Origin of the sequence: Lacimicrobium alkaliphilum, from assembly GCF_001466725.1 — a bacterium.
Taxonomy (GTDB): domain Bacteria; phylum Pseudomonadota; class Gammaproteobacteria; order Enterobacterales; family Alteromonadaceae; genus Lacimicrobium; species Lacimicrobium alkaliphilum_B.
The window spans coordinates 2,208,183-2,224,493 of sequence record NZ_CP013650.1; the positions used below are offsets into that span (position 1 = coordinate 2,208,183).

General features: G+C 49.3%; 15 protein-coding genes. 5 read left to right on the forward strand and 10 right to left on the reverse strand.

Features of this window, described 5'->3' with window-relative positions:
- Positions 1–7 precede the first annotated feature (7 nt).
- Positions 8–2,128: an ATP-binding protein gene (locus tag AT746_RS10070; protein ID WP_062479924.1), complete on the forward strand. Its 2,121-nt coding sequence runs from the start codon at positions 8–10 to the stop codon at positions 2,126–2,128.
- Here the strand turns inward: AT746_RS10070 and AT746_RS10075 are convergent.
- The 4 genes from AT746_RS10075 to AT746_RS10090 form a co-directional block, all read right to left on the reverse strand.
- Complete coding sequence (locus AT746_RS10075) at positions 2,118–2,936, reverse strand: LytR/AlgR family response regulator transcription factor (RefSeq protein WP_062479926.1); 819 nt, start codon at positions 2,934–2,936, stop codon at positions 2,118–2,120. The genes AT746_RS10070 and AT746_RS10075 overlap by 11 nt on opposite strands.
- Positions 2,926–4,002: a sensor histidine kinase gene (locus AT746_RS10080; RefSeq protein ID WP_062484125.1), complete on the reverse strand. Its 1,077-nt coding sequence runs from the start codon at positions 4,000–4,002 to the stop codon at positions 2,926–2,928. The genes AT746_RS10075 and AT746_RS10080 overlap by 11 nt, the downstream gene beginning before the upstream one ends.
- 125 nt (positions 4,003–4,127) lie before the next feature.
- On the reverse strand, positions 4,128–4,589 hold the full coding sequence (locus tag AT746_RS10085; protein WP_062479928.1) for a DUF962 domain-containing protein: 462 nt from the start codon (positions 4,587–4,589) through the stop codon (positions 4,128–4,130).
- Between the two features lie 9 nt (positions 4,590–4,598).
- Positions 4,599–5,291 carry a flagellar brake domain-containing protein gene (locus AT746_RS10090; protein ID WP_082633226.1) on the reverse strand — a complete coding sequence of 231 codons (693 nt, stop codon included), beginning with the start codon at positions 5,289–5,291 and terminating at the stop codon, positions 4,599–4,601.
- Between the two features lie 146 nt (positions 5,292–5,437).
- On the opposite strand from AT746_RS10090, the gene AT746_RS10095 reads away from it, so the two are divergent.
- Both AT746_RS10095 and AT746_RS10100 read left to right on the forward strand, forming a co-directional pair.
- On the forward strand, positions 5,438–7,243 hold the full coding sequence (locus AT746_RS10095) for a M61 family metallopeptidase (protein ID WP_062479930.1): 1,806 nt from the start codon (positions 5,438–5,440) through the stop codon (positions 7,241–7,243).
- Positions 7,244–7,246: 3 nt separating this feature from the next.
- Positions 7,247–7,465 (forward strand): hypothetical protein, encoded by a 219-nt coding sequence (locus AT746_RS10100; RefSeq protein WP_062479932.1) that lies wholly within the window; start codon positions 7,247–7,249, stop codon positions 7,463–7,465.
- Between the two features lie 60 nt (positions 7,466–7,525).
- Here the strand turns inward: AT746_RS10100 and AT746_RS10105 are convergent, their stop codons facing one another.
- From AT746_RS10105 to yejK, 4 genes are all read right to left on the reverse strand, one after another.
- The gene (locus tag AT746_RS10105) at positions 7,526–9,613 is read right to left on the reverse strand and encodes a M13 family metallopeptidase (protein WP_062479934.1); all 2,088 of its coding nucleotides are present in this window, start codon (positions 9,611–9,613) and stop codon (positions 7,526–7,528) included.
- Positions 9,614–9,763: 150 nt separating this feature from the next.
- Positions 9,764–10,621: a M23 family metallopeptidase gene (locus AT746_RS10110; protein ID WP_082633227.1), complete on the reverse strand. Its 858-nt coding sequence runs from the start codon at positions 10,619–10,621 to the stop codon at positions 9,764–9,766.
- Positions 10,584–11,465, reverse strand: coding sequence for a 6-carboxytetrahydropterin synthase (locus AT746_RS10115; RefSeq protein WP_062479938.1), 882 nt, complete (start codon positions 11,463–11,465; stop codon positions 10,584–10,586). The genes AT746_RS10110 and AT746_RS10115 overlap by 38 nt, the downstream gene beginning before the upstream one ends.
- A gap of 83 nt (positions 11,466–11,548) precedes the next feature.
- Positions 11,549–12,565 (reverse strand): nucleoid-associated protein YejK, encoded by a 1,017-nt coding sequence (yejK, locus tag AT746_RS10120; RefSeq protein ID WP_062479940.1) that lies wholly within the window; start codon positions 12,563–12,565, stop codon positions 11,549–11,551.
- 253 nt (positions 12,566–12,818) lie between these two features.
- On the opposite strand from yejK, the gene AT746_RS10125 reads away from it, so the two are divergent.
- Both AT746_RS10125 and AT746_RS10130 read left to right on the forward strand, forming a co-directional pair.
- Entirely contained in the window at positions 12,819–13,064 is a 246-nt protein-coding gene (locus tag AT746_RS10125; protein ID WP_062479942.1) for a DUF1414 domain-containing protein, read from the forward strand.
- Positions 13,061–14,599 (forward strand): DUF3413 domain-containing protein, encoded by a 1,539-nt coding sequence (locus AT746_RS10130; RefSeq protein WP_062479944.1) that lies wholly within the window; start codon positions 13,061–13,063, stop codon positions 14,597–14,599. Before AT746_RS10125 ends, AT746_RS10130 begins: the two co-directional genes overlap by 4 nt.
- A gap of 49 nt (positions 14,600–14,648) precedes the next feature.
- On the opposite strand, the gene AT746_RS10135 is transcribed toward AT746_RS10130, so the two are convergent.
- A complete protein-coding gene (locus AT746_RS10135; protein ID WP_062479946.1) occupies positions 14,649–15,410 on the reverse strand; it encodes an SDR family oxidoreductase in 762 nt (253 codons plus the stop codon).
- A complete protein-coding gene (mmsB, locus tag AT746_RS10140; protein ID WP_197414371.1) occupies positions 15,411–16,310 on the reverse strand; it encodes a 3-hydroxyisobutyrate dehydrogenase in 900 nt (299 codons plus the stop codon).
- Position 16,311 lies beyond the last annotated feature (1 nt).

Here is a 16,311-nt window from a genome sequence, read left to right on the forward strand (position 1 = left end):
CAGGATCATGAACATCAAGACCCGTATTCTGGTGTTTGTGATCCTGTTTGAGGTACTGGCCTACTCTACTCTGCAACTCTTTAACACCCTGATCTATCAGCAAGCACTGGATGAGTTTAAAACCGGCGAGATTCGGGCCGTCTTCAATACCACCGTCAGAGAAATCAACAGCCTGACTAACCTGATGGAACTGAGTGTTACGGACCTGGCAATCAACGGTGAATCTCTTTACCAGTTGCGCCATGCCAGTCATCTTAGTGTGTCTGATGTGACCGCCGTGGCCAAATCCATTTTAAACAAAAAGTTCACCCACTTTACGCAGGCAATGGGCGGAGGACTATGGTTTGAGCCCTATGCCATAGACAGTCAGCAACGCTACTTTGGCCCTTATGTGTTCAGAGATAAACAGGATAAAGTGGTCTTTACCTGGGATCTTAATACCCCTGAATACGATTATTTTAATCAGGGCTGGTACAGGCTGGCGGCTGGTAATAACTGGGTAACACAGCAGCAGGACTTTCGTTCCATTTTCTGGACTGAACCTTACAGAGATGATGCGGGCTCCTATTCTCTGATGATGACTGTCGATGCGGTGATGCTCAGCGAAGACCGACAACCTATTGGTCTGGCCACTGTTGACTGGTCTTTAGCTCAGGTCACCCGGTTTCTTGACAGCATACGAGTGACCCATAACGCCGTCCCATTTCTGTTCCACCGGGCTTCGGGATTAATACTAAGTTACCCACCCGATGTCGAGCTGGTGATGAAACCCACAACTCACCTGCCCTGGGCTGAACCACTGTTGCAGAAGAACAATAATAATAGCATTCACCAGATATCAAACCTGGTGCATGAAGATGAACTGATTTTCTACCAGACTACCGAACAGGGTTTTGTGTTCGGCTCCATGGTACCAATGAGCGATTTTCGCAAAGAAATCGATCAGGTGTCCCGTCTTACTTTACTCACAGGCAGCGGCATAGGGCTGGGCTTTATCCTGCTGATGATTTTTATCCTCAGAGCCCTTTTCAGCCCCTTTGATCAGGTGCTGAACACCATCAGGCATTCCATCAGCTACGGTAACAACAAGCAGGTTGTCCTGGATCAGGTGCAGTATGACAAGAAGAACGAGTTTACTCCTATTATCAAAGCGCTCAACGATGTGTATTTTCAGGTTAAAACCTATGTCGGTGAAATAGAACGTGCCAACGCCAGATTGATGGCATCGCAACAGGAAGTAAAACAACTCAATGCCGCCCTCGAGAAAAAAGTCGCCCAGCGTACCGCAGAGCTGGAAACTAAGACCAAAGAAGTGACAGATTCCCTTGAACGACTGAGACGAACGCAACAGCAGCTTGTTGAGAACGAAAAACATGCCTCGTTAGGGCGTCTGGTGGCCGGGGTGGCCCATCAGATCAATACACCATTAGGGATCTGCGTTACTGCCGCATCCATGCTGGAGAATATCGCCAGGACAGTGCATGACAAGGCGGTAGAGGGAAAAATGACCAGAGGCGAGTTTAACCAGGCTTATGACAAAATGATGCAGAGCGCCGAATTACTCAGCGAAAACCTGCTCAGAGCAACCAACCTGATCAACAGCTTTAAGCAGGTTGCGGTGGATAACGATAAGCAAGAGAATCGCTGGTTTAACCTTTGTGAGTACATCGACAATATCCTGCTGTCCATCCGTTCCCGGATAGAACAAACTGAGCATCGTATTCAATGTCGGTACCAGCAGGAGGTCAGACTCTTTGCCTCCCCCGGTGCACTGGCACAAATTCTGAGTCAGCTGGTGGACAATGCATTGAGCCATGCCTTTGATACCTCAACACCCGGAGAGATAACAATCAGCGTTAACAAAACAAATGACAAACTGACAATCGCTGTCGCTGATAATGGTATAGGCATGACCGAGGAAATCCGTAAGCAGGTGTTCGATCCCTTTTTCTCAACCCGCAATGAGCAGCTAGGTAATGGCCTGGGCCTGCACATTGTCTACAACCTGGTCATTCAGAAACTGGGGGGTGAAATAACATGCCAGAGTGAACCCGGATCAGGCACAACATTTACAATCACAAAACCACTTGGCCAACAGGACGAAACCAATAACCCAATCAATGATTAATCATTGATTTGACCCTGTCTCTGTGGCTGCGGCTGACCTTGAGTTCTGTGTCGTTTTCCAGCACCAGGTGGTACTCGCCACTGACGTGGCTGACCAGTTTACTGACAAACTGAATATTGGCGATGGCCGAGCGGTGAACCCTGACAAAGCGCCTGGGGTCTAATTCCTGCTCAAGCTCTTTCATGGTCCGGCGCATAATGTGTGTACCACTTTTCGAGTGCACACACATATAATCACCGGCCGCGTCTATCCACTGAATTTCATTCACCGGTACCCGCGTGATCTCATTGCCATCTTTAATCGCCAATATATCGGGATACTGGCTTATTGGTTCGCCCTCGGAGAGTCGGCGCAAAATTTCCTCACAGTCATCACCGGTGAACTCTGCCACCAATCTGGCTAATCTGTCTTTCTGTTCTCCCTGTTGTCTCTGGACCATATTCTGATGGACCTTTTCCAGTGTGCTGGTCAGGCGTTTCTCATCCACAGGTTTTAACACATAATCCAGCGCATGCACTTCAAAGGCCTTAATGGCATAGGTATCGTAGGCGGTCACAAAGATAATCAGTGGCAGTCTGCTCATGCTCTGCTCCAACTGATGAATAACCTGAAACCCGTTCAGGCCCGGCATCTGAATATCAAGAAATACCAAATCGGGCTGCAGACGCCTGATGGCTTCCACCGCTTCATTGCCATTTTTGCATTCCTGTAGCAACTCGATTTCTTCAAACGCGCCAAGCCGCACAGCGAGCCCTTTTCTGGCAAGGGGTTCGTCATCAACAATGATGGTTCTGACTTTAGTTTGCATCCTGAGCTACCTCATAGGGAATTCTGATACTGACTTTAACGCCGCTGGGCTGGTTGTCTGAAATCACAAAAGAAAAATTATCCTGATACAGCGACTGCAACCGCTGACGGATATTGGGCAAGCCCACTCCGCCGTTCCGGCGCAACTGACCATTGACAATATCCGCTCCGGGGCCGTTATCAGCCACTTCGATCAACAGATCCTGTCCAAAAGACTTCGCGTGAATGCTGATACAACCGCCGGACTCTGTTCTGGCTATGGCATACTTTATGGCATTCTCAATCAGAGGCTGCAGTATCAGACTCGGCACCAGTGCCTTGCGCGACTCGGGGGCGACATCCCAGGTTACCGTGAGCCGGTCTTCAAAGCGCACCTTTTCGATCTCAAGATACAGATCTATGGCCTGAACTTCCTGCTCAAAGGGTACCTTCTTAATGGGATCCTTATCCAGTGAATATCGCAAAAAATCACTCAGTCTGGAAACCATCGCATTCGCAGTCTGGTTGTCCTTGATCAGCACCAGCGTGGAAATAGCATTCAGGGTGTTAAACAAAAAATGTGGGTTCAGCTGATAACGCAACATTTTAAGATGCGCCTGATGCGCCATGGTCGAGGCGGTGAGCGCATTTTGTTTTTCCTGCTGCATCAACTGGTAATACTTGATACCAAAATACAGTCCGCTCCAGCAGACAATAATAGAAAATGAATTAACACTGTTACTGAAATAATAAATCCATTCATCGGGCCGGTAACCGTGCTTATAGATTTCCCAGTAATTGATGTTCTTGATCACCGCCCACAGCACCCCCACCAGGTAGGATAAACACAGTGCAAAAAGCACCATTTTCCAGGGTTTGAGATACCACAGACGACGGAAGATATAGCGCAGCGGGATAGTGATCAGCCAACCAGCGTAGGCATTGAGCAGAATCACAAACAGCCAGATACTGCGCATATCATGCAAAAAGGAGCCAAGATAATAGACAAGGGCAAAGCCCGCCCAACCTCCGGTATGTAATAACCAGAACTGACGCTCTTTATCTTCAAATAGCTTTTGCCAATAGATCAATGGGGACTCTCAGCGGACAACATCACAATAGATTATACGGTATAGGTGCGTGGCTCAGACGCTGCTTATCGTAACCCTGACCTTATCTGCCGCAATTAGGCATAGGTCACAGCCCTGCCCCGCTAATAGGGAATATTCAGACGCTTTAACCAGTGCACCCACCACCAGGCGGGCCCCACCAACAGAAACTGTAAATCTTTAAAAAAAGACGGCTTCTTTCCCTCAATATGATGACCGACAAACTGCAGGATCCACATGATGACAAAGAGTGCCAGACACAGCTGCCACACCGAAATATCCATTGCATCAAGCATATAGATAATCTGAAAGGATATCAGTGACAGCAAGGTCATCGCTGCACCTATAGGGCCGGATAAACGAAAATAGTAATACAGCACCGGCACCATCAATAAATGCGCCCAGGTTACGCCGAACTGGCGGAGAAAGTCGGGCACAGGTATGGACCAGATTAAACCTATTGTCACAAAATAGATGGACGGCACAGCGAAACCGTGAATGATGATATTGGTTTTATTACGATGGCTCTGACCGTATTCATCCAGCAGCCTTTCAATCTGTCTCATAACTTCACCTCAGAACTCAATGGATATTTCTGCTAATAGCTGATTCAGTTGATCCGGGTCATTATCCCCCTCAACAAACTGAATACCATAAAAATTACTGACATCATCTGTCTTATGGTTGACGACCTTGCCCTTAATGCTGTGTTCTATCTCAGCACCACCGGCGATTTTGAGCATAAGCTGTTTACCGACCAGCTTCAGGCTACCTGTCTGCTCTTTCTTTACACCCACACGACATCCTTTGGACGAAATGTCCAGAATCATGGCCCTGAGAAAAGGTTTACCTGTGTCGATGGTAGCCAGTTGCACAGGGGTACGGGTGGTCGTGCGCTTTTCCGCTCTGAGCCCCTGATTCTGTATGGCAACGGGAAAGCTGATAAAAACGATATGGGTCGGGCGGGTCGCCACCAGCAACACCCTGGACTTAAACGCGATGACCTCGCCGGTTTCATCTTCGAGAATAAAGCGCACAATAATACTGTTGTCTGCGTAAATGGCGTCTTTCAATGACCCCCATTTGGATTCATCAGGGTAACGCAGGATCAGACAGCGGGTACCATCCATGCCCACAAATTCAGTGCGCACCCGCTTTGCTGCAGTGGGTGATTTTACCTGCACATCCAGCGACATACCCGGGCGCAACGAGCGCAGTTTGCGCATGTCTTCTTTTGAAAGGCCTGTTTTCTCTGAGAGTATTGCCATCTTTATTACTCTGAGCACTGCATTAAATTATTATCTTGTTATTATTGTGTTTTTTTACAGCCGATACCAGCAAAGTCGGCTCCTGAAACATACAATCAGCAACACATTTACATTTATTCTGTGATTTCTAAGCAAAAAGGGAACCAATGACACCCGGCATATTCTATCAAGTCAGCTTCGAGCAGCATCACCGTCACCTGTTTGATGTAAGACTCAGCATACCTTCACATGACAGCAGTGAACTGCATATCAGTTTACCGGCCTGGATCCCCGGCTCCTATATGATCCGTGATTTCGCAAAGAACATCGTCGCCATCAGCGCCGTCGATGGACAGGAAAAAGCACTGCCTTTACTGAAGAATGACAAACAGAGCTGGACACTGAAGTCTGAAGGAAGAGCCGTTACGATCAGCTATCAGGTGTATGCTTTCGACTCTTCCGTGCGTACCGCCTATCTTGATGATGAACGTGCCTTTTTTAATGGCACCAGTCTGTTCCTCAGAGTCCGGGAGTTTGAGCATCAGCCACACCGGCTAGAGTTAATCGCCCCTGCCGATAAACCCAGATGGCGGGTTGCCACCGGGCTTGAGCGCGCTGAAAAAACACAAAAATATGCTTTTGGTCACTACCAGGCCGACAATTATGCCGAGCTCATTGACTGCCCTGCAGAAATCGGTGATTTCATGGTGCAGGAGTTTGATGTGGCCGGTGTCACGCACCATCTGGTGTTAAGCGGTAAGCATTATGCCGATATGCCGAGGATCTGTGCCGATATCAAAAAAATATGTCAGCATCATATCCAACTGTTCGAGCCGCAATCCGGCAAGGCCCCCTTTAATGAGTACTGGTTCCTGACCAACATTCTGCCCAATGGCTTTGGTGGACTGGAACATAAAAACTCCACGGCCCTGCTCTGCTCCAACTTTGATTTTGCCACGCGCAACAGCTCACAGGATAAAACCGATGCCTATATCGGTTTTCTCAGCCTGGTTTCCCATGAATATTTCCATGCATGGAATGTATGCAGGATCAAGCCTGAGGTATTCAGCACCCCCGATCTAAGCAAAGAAACCTACACCCGTCAGCTGTGGGCGTACGAAGGGATCACCTCTTACTACGATGACTTCAGTCTGTTCCGGTGTGGCCTGATCTCCTTTGGCGATTATCTTAAGTTGCTGCAGAAAACCCTGACCCGGGTACATCGTGGCCCCGGCCAGAACAAACAATCGGTATCGGATTCAAGTTTTGATGCCTGGACCCGCTTCTACCAGCAAGGCGAAGACGCGATTAATAATATCGTCAGCTATTACACTAAAGGTTCGTTAATAGCCCTGTGGCTGGATCTGACCATTCGCCTGCATAGTCAGGGAAATATGAGCCTGAATGATCTAATGGTTCGTCTTTGGCAAACCCATGGCAAAACCGCGAAGGGTACGACCGATAAAGATTTCTATGATCAGGTAACAGCGTTATGTGACCAACAGACTGCCGACGACCTCAGCCTGTTGTTGCACCAGACCGGGCCTATTGAACTTGCTCCGCTGTTAGCCAGAGTTGGCATCAGCCTGAGCTACGGACCGCTAGCCAATAAAGACCTGCTAAGCACCGCTGATAGCCAGCCAGAAACCTGTCTGGGCATACTTTATCGCCCTCACCCATTGGGTCTGGAAGTCACAGCAGTACTGGAGGACTCTGTGGCTGAATCTGCAGGCATCTATGCAAAAGATATATTACTGGCGCTGGATTGTCTCAGGCTCGACAGCAGCAACATGGCGTCGCTGGTTCAGAGTCTGGAGCCTGATCAACCTGTTACCTTGCATTTGTTTCGTAACCAGTTGCTTAAAACCACAGAGATTACACCAACAACGGCACCGGCCCTGGCGGTTACATTAAGCGAAACCGATGAGTTGAAGTCTGCACTGTGGAAGTCACACTCAGGGAGTAAGAATTAACCTATGCAAGTTCAGTTAAGCTATACCTTCGGTTCGTCTCAACAGGCTAACCGCTTTGTCAATGCATTGCGTAACTGGGCGATTGCCGATGTTGACGCCAGACTGCATCGCACCAGCGACAGTGTAAAAGTCAGTTATCGTTATGCAGACCAGGGCTTTGACCCTACCTGTGCCGCACTGGATGAACTGGCCGCCGAATATGGCGGCAGCGAAGAAAAATAATATCAACTGATATAAAAAGCCGGCTATCTGAGCCGGCTTTTTGTTAATTTTATTTCAGTATTACCAGATCCGTACCCGCTCTTCCGGTGCCAGGTACAGGGCATCACCGGGTTCAACATCAAACGCCTGGTACCAGGCATCATGGTTACGCGGTGCCAGTGCACGGTAACGCCCCGGTGCATGGGTACCGGCTCTTAGCTGATTAAGCATACTTTGCTCGGTACGCTTTTCGCGCCAAACCTGTGCCCAAGCCAGGAAGAACCGCTGGTCGCCGGTCAGACCATCGATGACCGGCGCTTCTTCACCATTCAGGCTGAGTTTATAGGCGTGATAAGCCATTGCCAGACCGCCCACATCACCGATATTTTCACCCAGACTGTTACGGCCATTTACGAAGTTACCTTCGATGGGCTCATACTGACTGTACTGCTCTGCCAGCTTTTCCGTTTTGGCTTCAAAAGCGGCTCTGTCTGCATCTGTCCACCAGTTGCTCTGAATCCCCTGAGCATCAGATTTAGAGCCCTGATCATCAAAGCCGTGTCCCATCTCATGCCCGATGACGGCGCCAATTGCACCGTAATTCACAGCAGGGTCTGCATTGGGGTCAAAAAATGGTGCCTGCAGAATCGCAGCAGGAAAGACAATTTCATTGAATGAACTGTTGTAATACGCGTTCACCTGCTGCGGAGGCATACCCCAACGTTCTCTGTCCGTCTTTTCAAGCTCACGCTCTACATCCTGAGCCTGGAAGAATTCCCGCAGATTATGCACATTGCCAAGCAGATCCTGGTCAGAAATCTCCAGTCCTTCAAAAGACTGCCACTTATCGGGGTAACCAATCTTGGGGCGGAACGCCTGCAGTTTTTCCAGCGCATTCTGTTTAGTTTCCTCACCCATCCAGTCCAGATCGCGGATACGCTCTCCCAGGGCTTTACGCAGGTTCTCGACCAGATCTGCCATCTGCTCTTTTGAGCTTTGCGGGAAATACCGATCCACGTAGACCTTACCAATAGCAAAGCCTAATGATTCGACGCCGGACATCTCGCTGATCGCGCGTTTCCAGCGCGCCTTGGGCTCTTGCTGACCACTTAGTGTCTTGCCGTAGAAGTCAAAGTTGGCCAGATAAATATCTTCCGACAGCAGCGAGGCATTGCCACTGATACTGTGATAGGTCAGGTAATCTTTCCAGGTCTCAACCGGCGTTTCATTGATGATTTTTATCACGTCTCTGACCGGTTCGGGCTGAGTCACATTTAACTCAGGTACCTTAAAACCGCTGGGGGCAAAGTACGCATCCCAGTCAAAACCAGGATAGCCCTCAGCCATTTCAGAGCGGGCGACCTGATTCAGAGTCAGATCGCGATCCCGGCGTTTTTCCCTTGGCCACTGGGCCTGGGCAATGCGGGTTTCCAGTTCCAGAATACCCTGAGCTTTCTGCTGGGGATTGTCGACCCCGGCAAACCCGAGCATTTGGGCAATGTGCTCAACGTACTGGCTGCGAATAGTGGCAAAGCGCTCTTCCTCTTCGAGATAGTAGTCTCTGTCCGGAAGCCCGAGCCCGCCAACACCGATACTGACCTGATATTCATTGGGATCCAGGCGGTTATACCACATACCACCCCAGATGGGTGTATTGGTTCCGCTAAGCCAGGCATTACCAAAAATCGCAGGCAGTTGTTCAACGGAATCAATGGCATCAATTTCATCCAGAAGCGGCTCAATGGGGCTGATACCTTTCTTGTTGATGGTTTCCACATCCATATAAGCGTTGTAGAAATCGGCAATCAGCTTTTCTTCACCGGAAAGATCCTTGCCGGCAGCAAGATCTTCGATGATGGCTTTGACTTGTTCTTCGCTGCGATCAGCCAGCGCTGTAAATGCACCATAGCGGGTCTTGTCCGCCGGCATCTCAAAGTTGTCATACCAGCTACCACTGGCATACATGAAAAAGTCATCACCTGGCTTGACGGATTCATCGCGGGCCGACAACTCAACACCGAATGTTCCTAATTCAGCGCCTTGCGTTTTTTCGTTTACCTGCCCGGCTGCGGTATCAGCCTGAGCTGTTTGCTGTTCTGCAGTATTCTCTTTACAGGCCCCCAGCATCAAAGCTGATGCCACCAGAGTGGCGACTAGGGTTTTTTGCATGGTATTTCCTCGCACTGTCGTTTTATGATTTTATGGTTGTTATAGGCAGTATTTATATCAGAATTCATCGCTTCAATGCTGACTTTATCCGGTGTAATGGCGGTATTAAGAGCCTGTGGCCGACATTTTTTGTAAAAAGATATTGCCGGATTATCTTGCCGGAACCAGCAACTGGGGGTCAAGCCGCTCAGAAAACCAGTTTATACGCCAGTCAAGATGTGGCCCTGTGGTGCGACCGGTATCGCCTATTTCGGCAATCTTGTCTCCCTGTCTTACCTCGTCGCCCTGCCTGACCAGACTTTTGGATAAATGGATAAAAGTCGAACTGATACCGAAACCATGATCCAGTATTAAAGTGCCCCCTGAGTAATACATATCAGCCACCCATAACAGGACCCGGCCATCTGCAGGTGCCACGACGTCAGTTCCTGTGGGCCCCGCCACATCCAGGCCAAAATGAGGCCGCTTAGGAACACCATTGAAAACACGCTGGCTACCGTAGACACCGGATATGGGACCATCAGCCGGCCAGAAAAAAGGCTGCATAAAATCCAATCTGTCCGTATCCGTTGCCCTGGCGCTGGCTATCTGTCGATTATCTTCAGCGATGCGCTGCAATACCGCCTCAGGAGGTGAAACGTACTTCTGTGCCACCCCTTCGATTTTCTGAATATTGTATTCCCGGGCGGATAAGTGCAGAGTGATGGTTCGCTGGCTGCCATTTTTAATCACCGTCAATTGCTGCTCAAGGGCTGCATCACGACCAAAACCAATCACAAAATGACCTTGCTGACCAACCTTAACCTCTTTTTGATTAAGCAGTACTCTGCTGCCGGGATCAATCTTACCCCTCAGCATGCCACCCTGAGTTTTTGCACCGCTTAGGGCTATTGGTGGCACCTCTTCAGTTGCCTGAACATTCGGGGCCAGCATCAGCAACAATGGGATGACCATGCTATAGGCGCAGATCTTAAGCACTGGCAATAGCACCCTTACCCACACCTTCATACGCCCTGACGGTAAAACTCTTCTCTGGCTGCAGGGCTTTGAGCTCATCAGCCATAAACTGTGCCAGACATTCAACCGTAGAGTCGGTGTCAATCAGGTCGCATTCCGACTCGGCAATAGCCAGTTCAAACAGCCCCTGTGACGATTCATAACTGAACAGACAATGCTCATTGAGATCTTGAGCTCGCGCCAGCTGCGACAGGTGCAACGAGGTTTCACTGACCAGGTCCTCGCGGGTACCAATGTAGATATCCCTCCAGCGCCTTGCCCAATACTGTTGAGCATCAGTTTCCGGAGCACCATCGGCAAACACTTTCACCCGCGAACGGTGGCCGTGGGCAATACGCTGGCAGTTACCCTCATGCTTTTTCAGCCCATGGGTGTAGTGATAATAAGGCTCATTGATCTCTTCACACCGCAACATCAGAGTTAACCCCTCTACATTTTGCGGTAAGTGTGTAGCGATGACCTCTTTAAGGTAGCTGCTGACTGAGTCCATGCTGATCTGCGCAGCATAAATAAAGGCATAGGCCTCTGCGGGGCAGTAAAGATGGATAGAGCGGCCATGGGAGCGCATAAAATCAACCCATACCTGATCGCTCTGTTGTTCATGTGTAATTTGACTATAGGGGTGCTCGGCCGGGATCAGAAGTTTGTGATCCACGTGATCATCAATCAGACGTTTAAGCTGCTTTTTTACCTTGGCAAAATCCAGCACCATGCTCTCTTCATTCAGTCCCCCATCCAGGATCACATCAACTATCCAGCTCTCACCCACCATACCGCGTTCGGGGCACAGGTAAGAAAAATCCATTACGGTTAAATCATTTACAAATAATTGCATGGTCAGATAGTTTGGAAAATGCTGGCTGCATTATAACCTTAAGTGCCACTGAATTGTCAGCTTCACCGTTGCCGCTGCACCGGTTATTTTTCAGATTTCAGTAACTGATCCTTAAGATTAGGCGGAATACCTTTAATAATCAGTGTATCGCTTGCTACATCATACTGAACACGGTCACCATAGAGCTTACGATCAAAGTTAATGCTGAGCCCCCCACCCTGACCCGAGAACTTACTGAGGCCTTTGAGTACACCACGATCTGCTGGAAAGTCCTGTTCCAGGGGTTGCTCCTGCTGGTGTTGCTGAACAAAACTGTAAAAATCCTGCCCTTCAGTGGACGCGGGGATGCGTTCTGATAACTCTGGCAGACTGATGTGTTCTCCCTGTTCAAGCTTTTCCTTATAGTACTCTGAAACCGCCTGCCGACTCTGCTGTTTTTCTTCTGCATCCAGTTGCTCCGTCGCCAGATATTGATCCACCTGAGAAACCAATTGTTTATTTTGCACTTTGCTGTCGACCAACTCTTCACAGCCTAGAAAGCTCAGAAAAAAGTCTGAGACCTTACGCCCTGCACGGCCTTTGATAAAGCTGACATAGCGCTGCTTATCTTTGTTGACCTGCATCTCCGTCAGGTCAATCCTTGCTGCCAGTTGCATCTTGGCCAAATCCAGATGATCGCTGTAATTGAGCTCAAGTTCCTGGTTAATTTCCACATGCTGACGGGTATTTATCAGGGCTATCAGCAAATAATCAGTGGCCAGAAACTGATAACGGCAGAACACCACAAAACCGGTTTCAAGAGTGGCAAATTCCATCAGTTTCTGACGCAATAATCCGGCAGTATTGATACTAAAAGCATGGAATGTCAGCTCATTACTGCTAAGCGCAGATAGCTGCCCGGCGAAGCCAGCCTCTTCTTCTTCGAGCAGACCTCCAAGCCCTTTACCTGGCTTGCTGTTATAGGTGTGATGTAATTGCTGCGCTAACTCTTCAATTTGCGCAGAGACTTCAAAGCAGGCGTTTCTGGGTACCAGTACCAGTTCCTGATCGGCGTTGATTCTAAGCTGGTGGACGACAAAATCTTGGATTACGGCACTCATAACGGCTTTCTCGTAAGTTAACAGGGCTCGGTGTAGTCTGTGGAAGACGGCAGAAGGCTTTAAACAATCTGAAAAAAACCGTTCTCACACTTGCACACAGGGCGGACAAGGATATGATATCAAAAGGAATAATCAACCACCCAAGGTAAATTCCTTATGTTACAATTGGGCTCGTTGGTGTTTGCTGCTGTTGGTAGCTAAACATGATCATCGATACATCCCCAGGCAATACTTGGTCAGGAACAATAACAACATGCCGCAGCAATCCAGATATTCAGATAATCAATTCGAAAGCCTCAGTCAGGATCTCATTGGCGTGTTGCAAAAGCATAAGGCTGACAGAGAATTATCGCTGATGGCTTTGGGGAATCTGCTTACGGGTATTTTTAATCATCAGGTGGCCGACAGCCACAGAGAGTCCCTTGCCAGGGAGTTTACCCGGATCCTGCTCAAAAGTATTGATGTGAAAGCCACTAACGGGCAGAAAAACAAGCTATGATCCTAGGCGATACTCCCAGACGTCAGAGAGTGTCCAAATTGGTGGCCTGGGGCCACTGGTTTGCCCTAAGCAATATCATCATAGCTATCTGTATAGCCTCTATTTATGTGTTTAACTCCGGCATGCCGGATACCGCAATTGGCATGTTGTATCTGTTCAGCAACTGGTTCAGCCATATTGCTTTTCTGACTTTCGTCGGTTTTATTCTTGTTGTACTGCCCCAGTGCTACCTGTTGCCAAATGTCAAAGTGGTCAAAGTACTCAGTTCCGTGTTCGCCGCCATTGGTCTGGCACTACTGGCTTTTGATGCCCTGCTGTACACTAAGCATGGGCTACACCTTAGCCTGGGTTCAGTTGAAGTAATACGCAATGAAACACGCAGCGCCATGGCCAGCTTTACCTGGCAGCAATGGAGCTACCTTTGCCTGCTGTTTATCGTCTGGTTATCACTGCAACTGATTATCGCCAATGCTCTGTGGCAGCGCGTGGAGCGATTACAAAAGCAACGGGTAGGCTTACCGATTCTGACCTTTTTCGTGATCTGCTTTGTCAGCAGTCATGGCGCCCATATCTGGGCCGATGCGAACCTATATCAGCCGATTGTCAAACAGGACGACATGTTTCCCTTGTCATACCCTGCTACAGCAAAAACACTGATGTCAAAATATGACTTACTGGACATCCAGAGTTATCAGCGTCGCAAAGAACTGCAACTGAGCAGCCCGTTTCAGTCTGCTAATTATCCTGCTGACCCGGTATACTGTGGGATCAATGAACAGGCCAGTGTCGTGGTATTGATTAGTACCGAACCAGGGGAACTTGGTCACTTAGGTTCTGCGCTGCTCCTGAATAACTATACCCAGCATTATGATATCTCTGCCGATCAGGCCAGCGCGCGCTTTTCTGCGCTTTACGGCCTGCCCTCGTTGTATCGCAGCGCGCTGGAAAAGCGACGCCCTGTACCGCTGGACTTAACCCAAAAGCTAGGTCTGGAAACCTTCGTTTATTCCTCGGCAACCCTGCCTGAAGGCGTCAGAAGTCTGCAACTGGAGTGGCCCGAATTTTTGCAAAAAGTCACCACCGACAGCCCCAAGCTGGCCATTGGTTTTGTAGATGAAAAGCAACTCAATGTCCTGCTTGCGGGGGAACTTCATCAACGTAATATGTTGTTGCTGACGCAGATGCGCCCTAATCAGCAGGTCAATCTGCTGACAAATTTTCCCCTGCCCCAGGATAGCGGGCCATCCAGCCATGAAGACATTTTGCCAACCCTGATGGACCTGGTGCAATGCAACGCACCGGCCATCAACTATAGCACCGGTCAGTCACTGCTTAACAAGGAGCGAAACTGGTTAGTCAGTAACAGCAACAGCAAGCTGGTGTTGGTTGAAGGACAACAAAAAATTGAAGTGGATGGCCAGGGCAATTACAAAATTACCGACCTGAGCTCAGGGCAACAAGTGGCGGAAAAACTGAATATGAGCCGTCTCAGCCAGGGCGTTAAACACCTTAGCCGCTTCAGTACTCAGCGCTAATCTCTGATAGCTATGAGCAGGCAGAGATTCCTTCTCTGCCCTGCTCCGGTCAGACCCGGGTGCCGCCGTCCAGCTCCAGAACTCTGCCGGTAAAGTAGTCATTTTCAAGAATAAAACAGGCCGCATCAGCGACTTCCGACGGCTCAGCCAGCCGTCTCAGCGGCACGGTACTTAAAAAACGCTCTCTCATATCCGGCCGCATTTGCGCAGCCATCGCCGTTTCTACAAGCCCCGGTGCAATACAACCGGTGCGGATACCAAAACGTGCCAGTTCTTTAGCCCAGGTGACCGTCATGGCCGCTACTGCCGCTTTGGAAGCCGAGTAATTGCTCTGCCCGGCATTACCGGCACGGGACACTGAGGAAATGTTGATAATCACACCTTTACTCTGGGTTTCAACCATCACCGAGGCCGCTTCTCTGGCACATAAAAAGGTACCGGTAATGTTGACATCAAGCACAGACTGAAACTGTTGATGAGACATTTTATCCATTACCTGGCCATCTTTTACCTTTAACAACATGCCATCGCGCATAATTCCGGCGCTGTTAATCAGACCATGCAAAGCACCAAAGTGGGTCCTGATATCGGCAAAGGCACTTTCAACATCTTTTTCATCGGTCACGTTGACCACAAACCCCAGAGCCTCACCGCCCTTGTCCCTGATTTGCGCGACGGCTTTATCAAGTTGCTCCTGTTGCATATCCAGTAAGGCAACTTTAGCGCCACGCTGACTGATATGCTCTGCCATAGCCAGCCCCAGTCCCTGAGCGCCACCGGTAACGGCAATAACTTTATCGGTTAACTGCATTTAGCTGTCCTTCTCGATTTGTTCGAACATAGTAAATATACTGGAAAAATCCTTACTGCCATTGCCTTTTAGGCTATGCAGGCTATACAGGCTCTGGGCCAGTGAACCCATTGGTGTTGGTGAATTACTCTGTATTGCCGTGTCCAGCGCCAGACCCAGATCTTTGCGCATCAGGTCCACCAGAAAACCACCCTGATAGCCATTGCTGGCTGGCACATTTTCCATCACACCCGGGCAGGGATTATATTTATCCAGTGTCCAGTTCGCACCTGAACTTTGCTGCATGATCTGTGATAATACTGTCGCGTCCAGACCATTATTAATCCCCATGCGCAACGCTTCGCTGGTACCTGCCATCAGCACAGCCAACAGCATGTTGTTGCAGATTTTTGCCACCTGCCCTGCACCATGCCCCCCGGCATGGAAGATGTTTTTGCCCATGGCACTGAGCACAGGGCTGGCTTTTTCAAACTGAGCTTGTTCACCGCCGACGATGAAGGTCAGCGTACCGGTCTGAGCGCCGGCTACACCGCCGGAAACCGGAGCATCAATAAAATCAATACCTTTTGTGGTCAGTTCTGCAGCCAGGGTTCGCGCCGTTTGTGCATCAATGGTGCTCGAATCAATCACCAGCGTTCCGGGTTTAAGCGCATTAAGCATGGCCTCATCTTCCAGGTACAGTGATTTAACGTGCCGGCCGGCTGGCAGCATGGATACAACAACCTCTGCACCCTCTGCAGCCTTTGCAGCGGTATCAGCCGATGTTGCTCCCTGAGCCGTCAGACGCTCAACATTTTCGCTTAGCAAGTCGAAAACCTGCACCTCAAAGCCAGCCTTAAGCAGATTGGCTGCCATCGGACCACCCATATTACCCAATCCAATAAACGCTATTTTCATTATG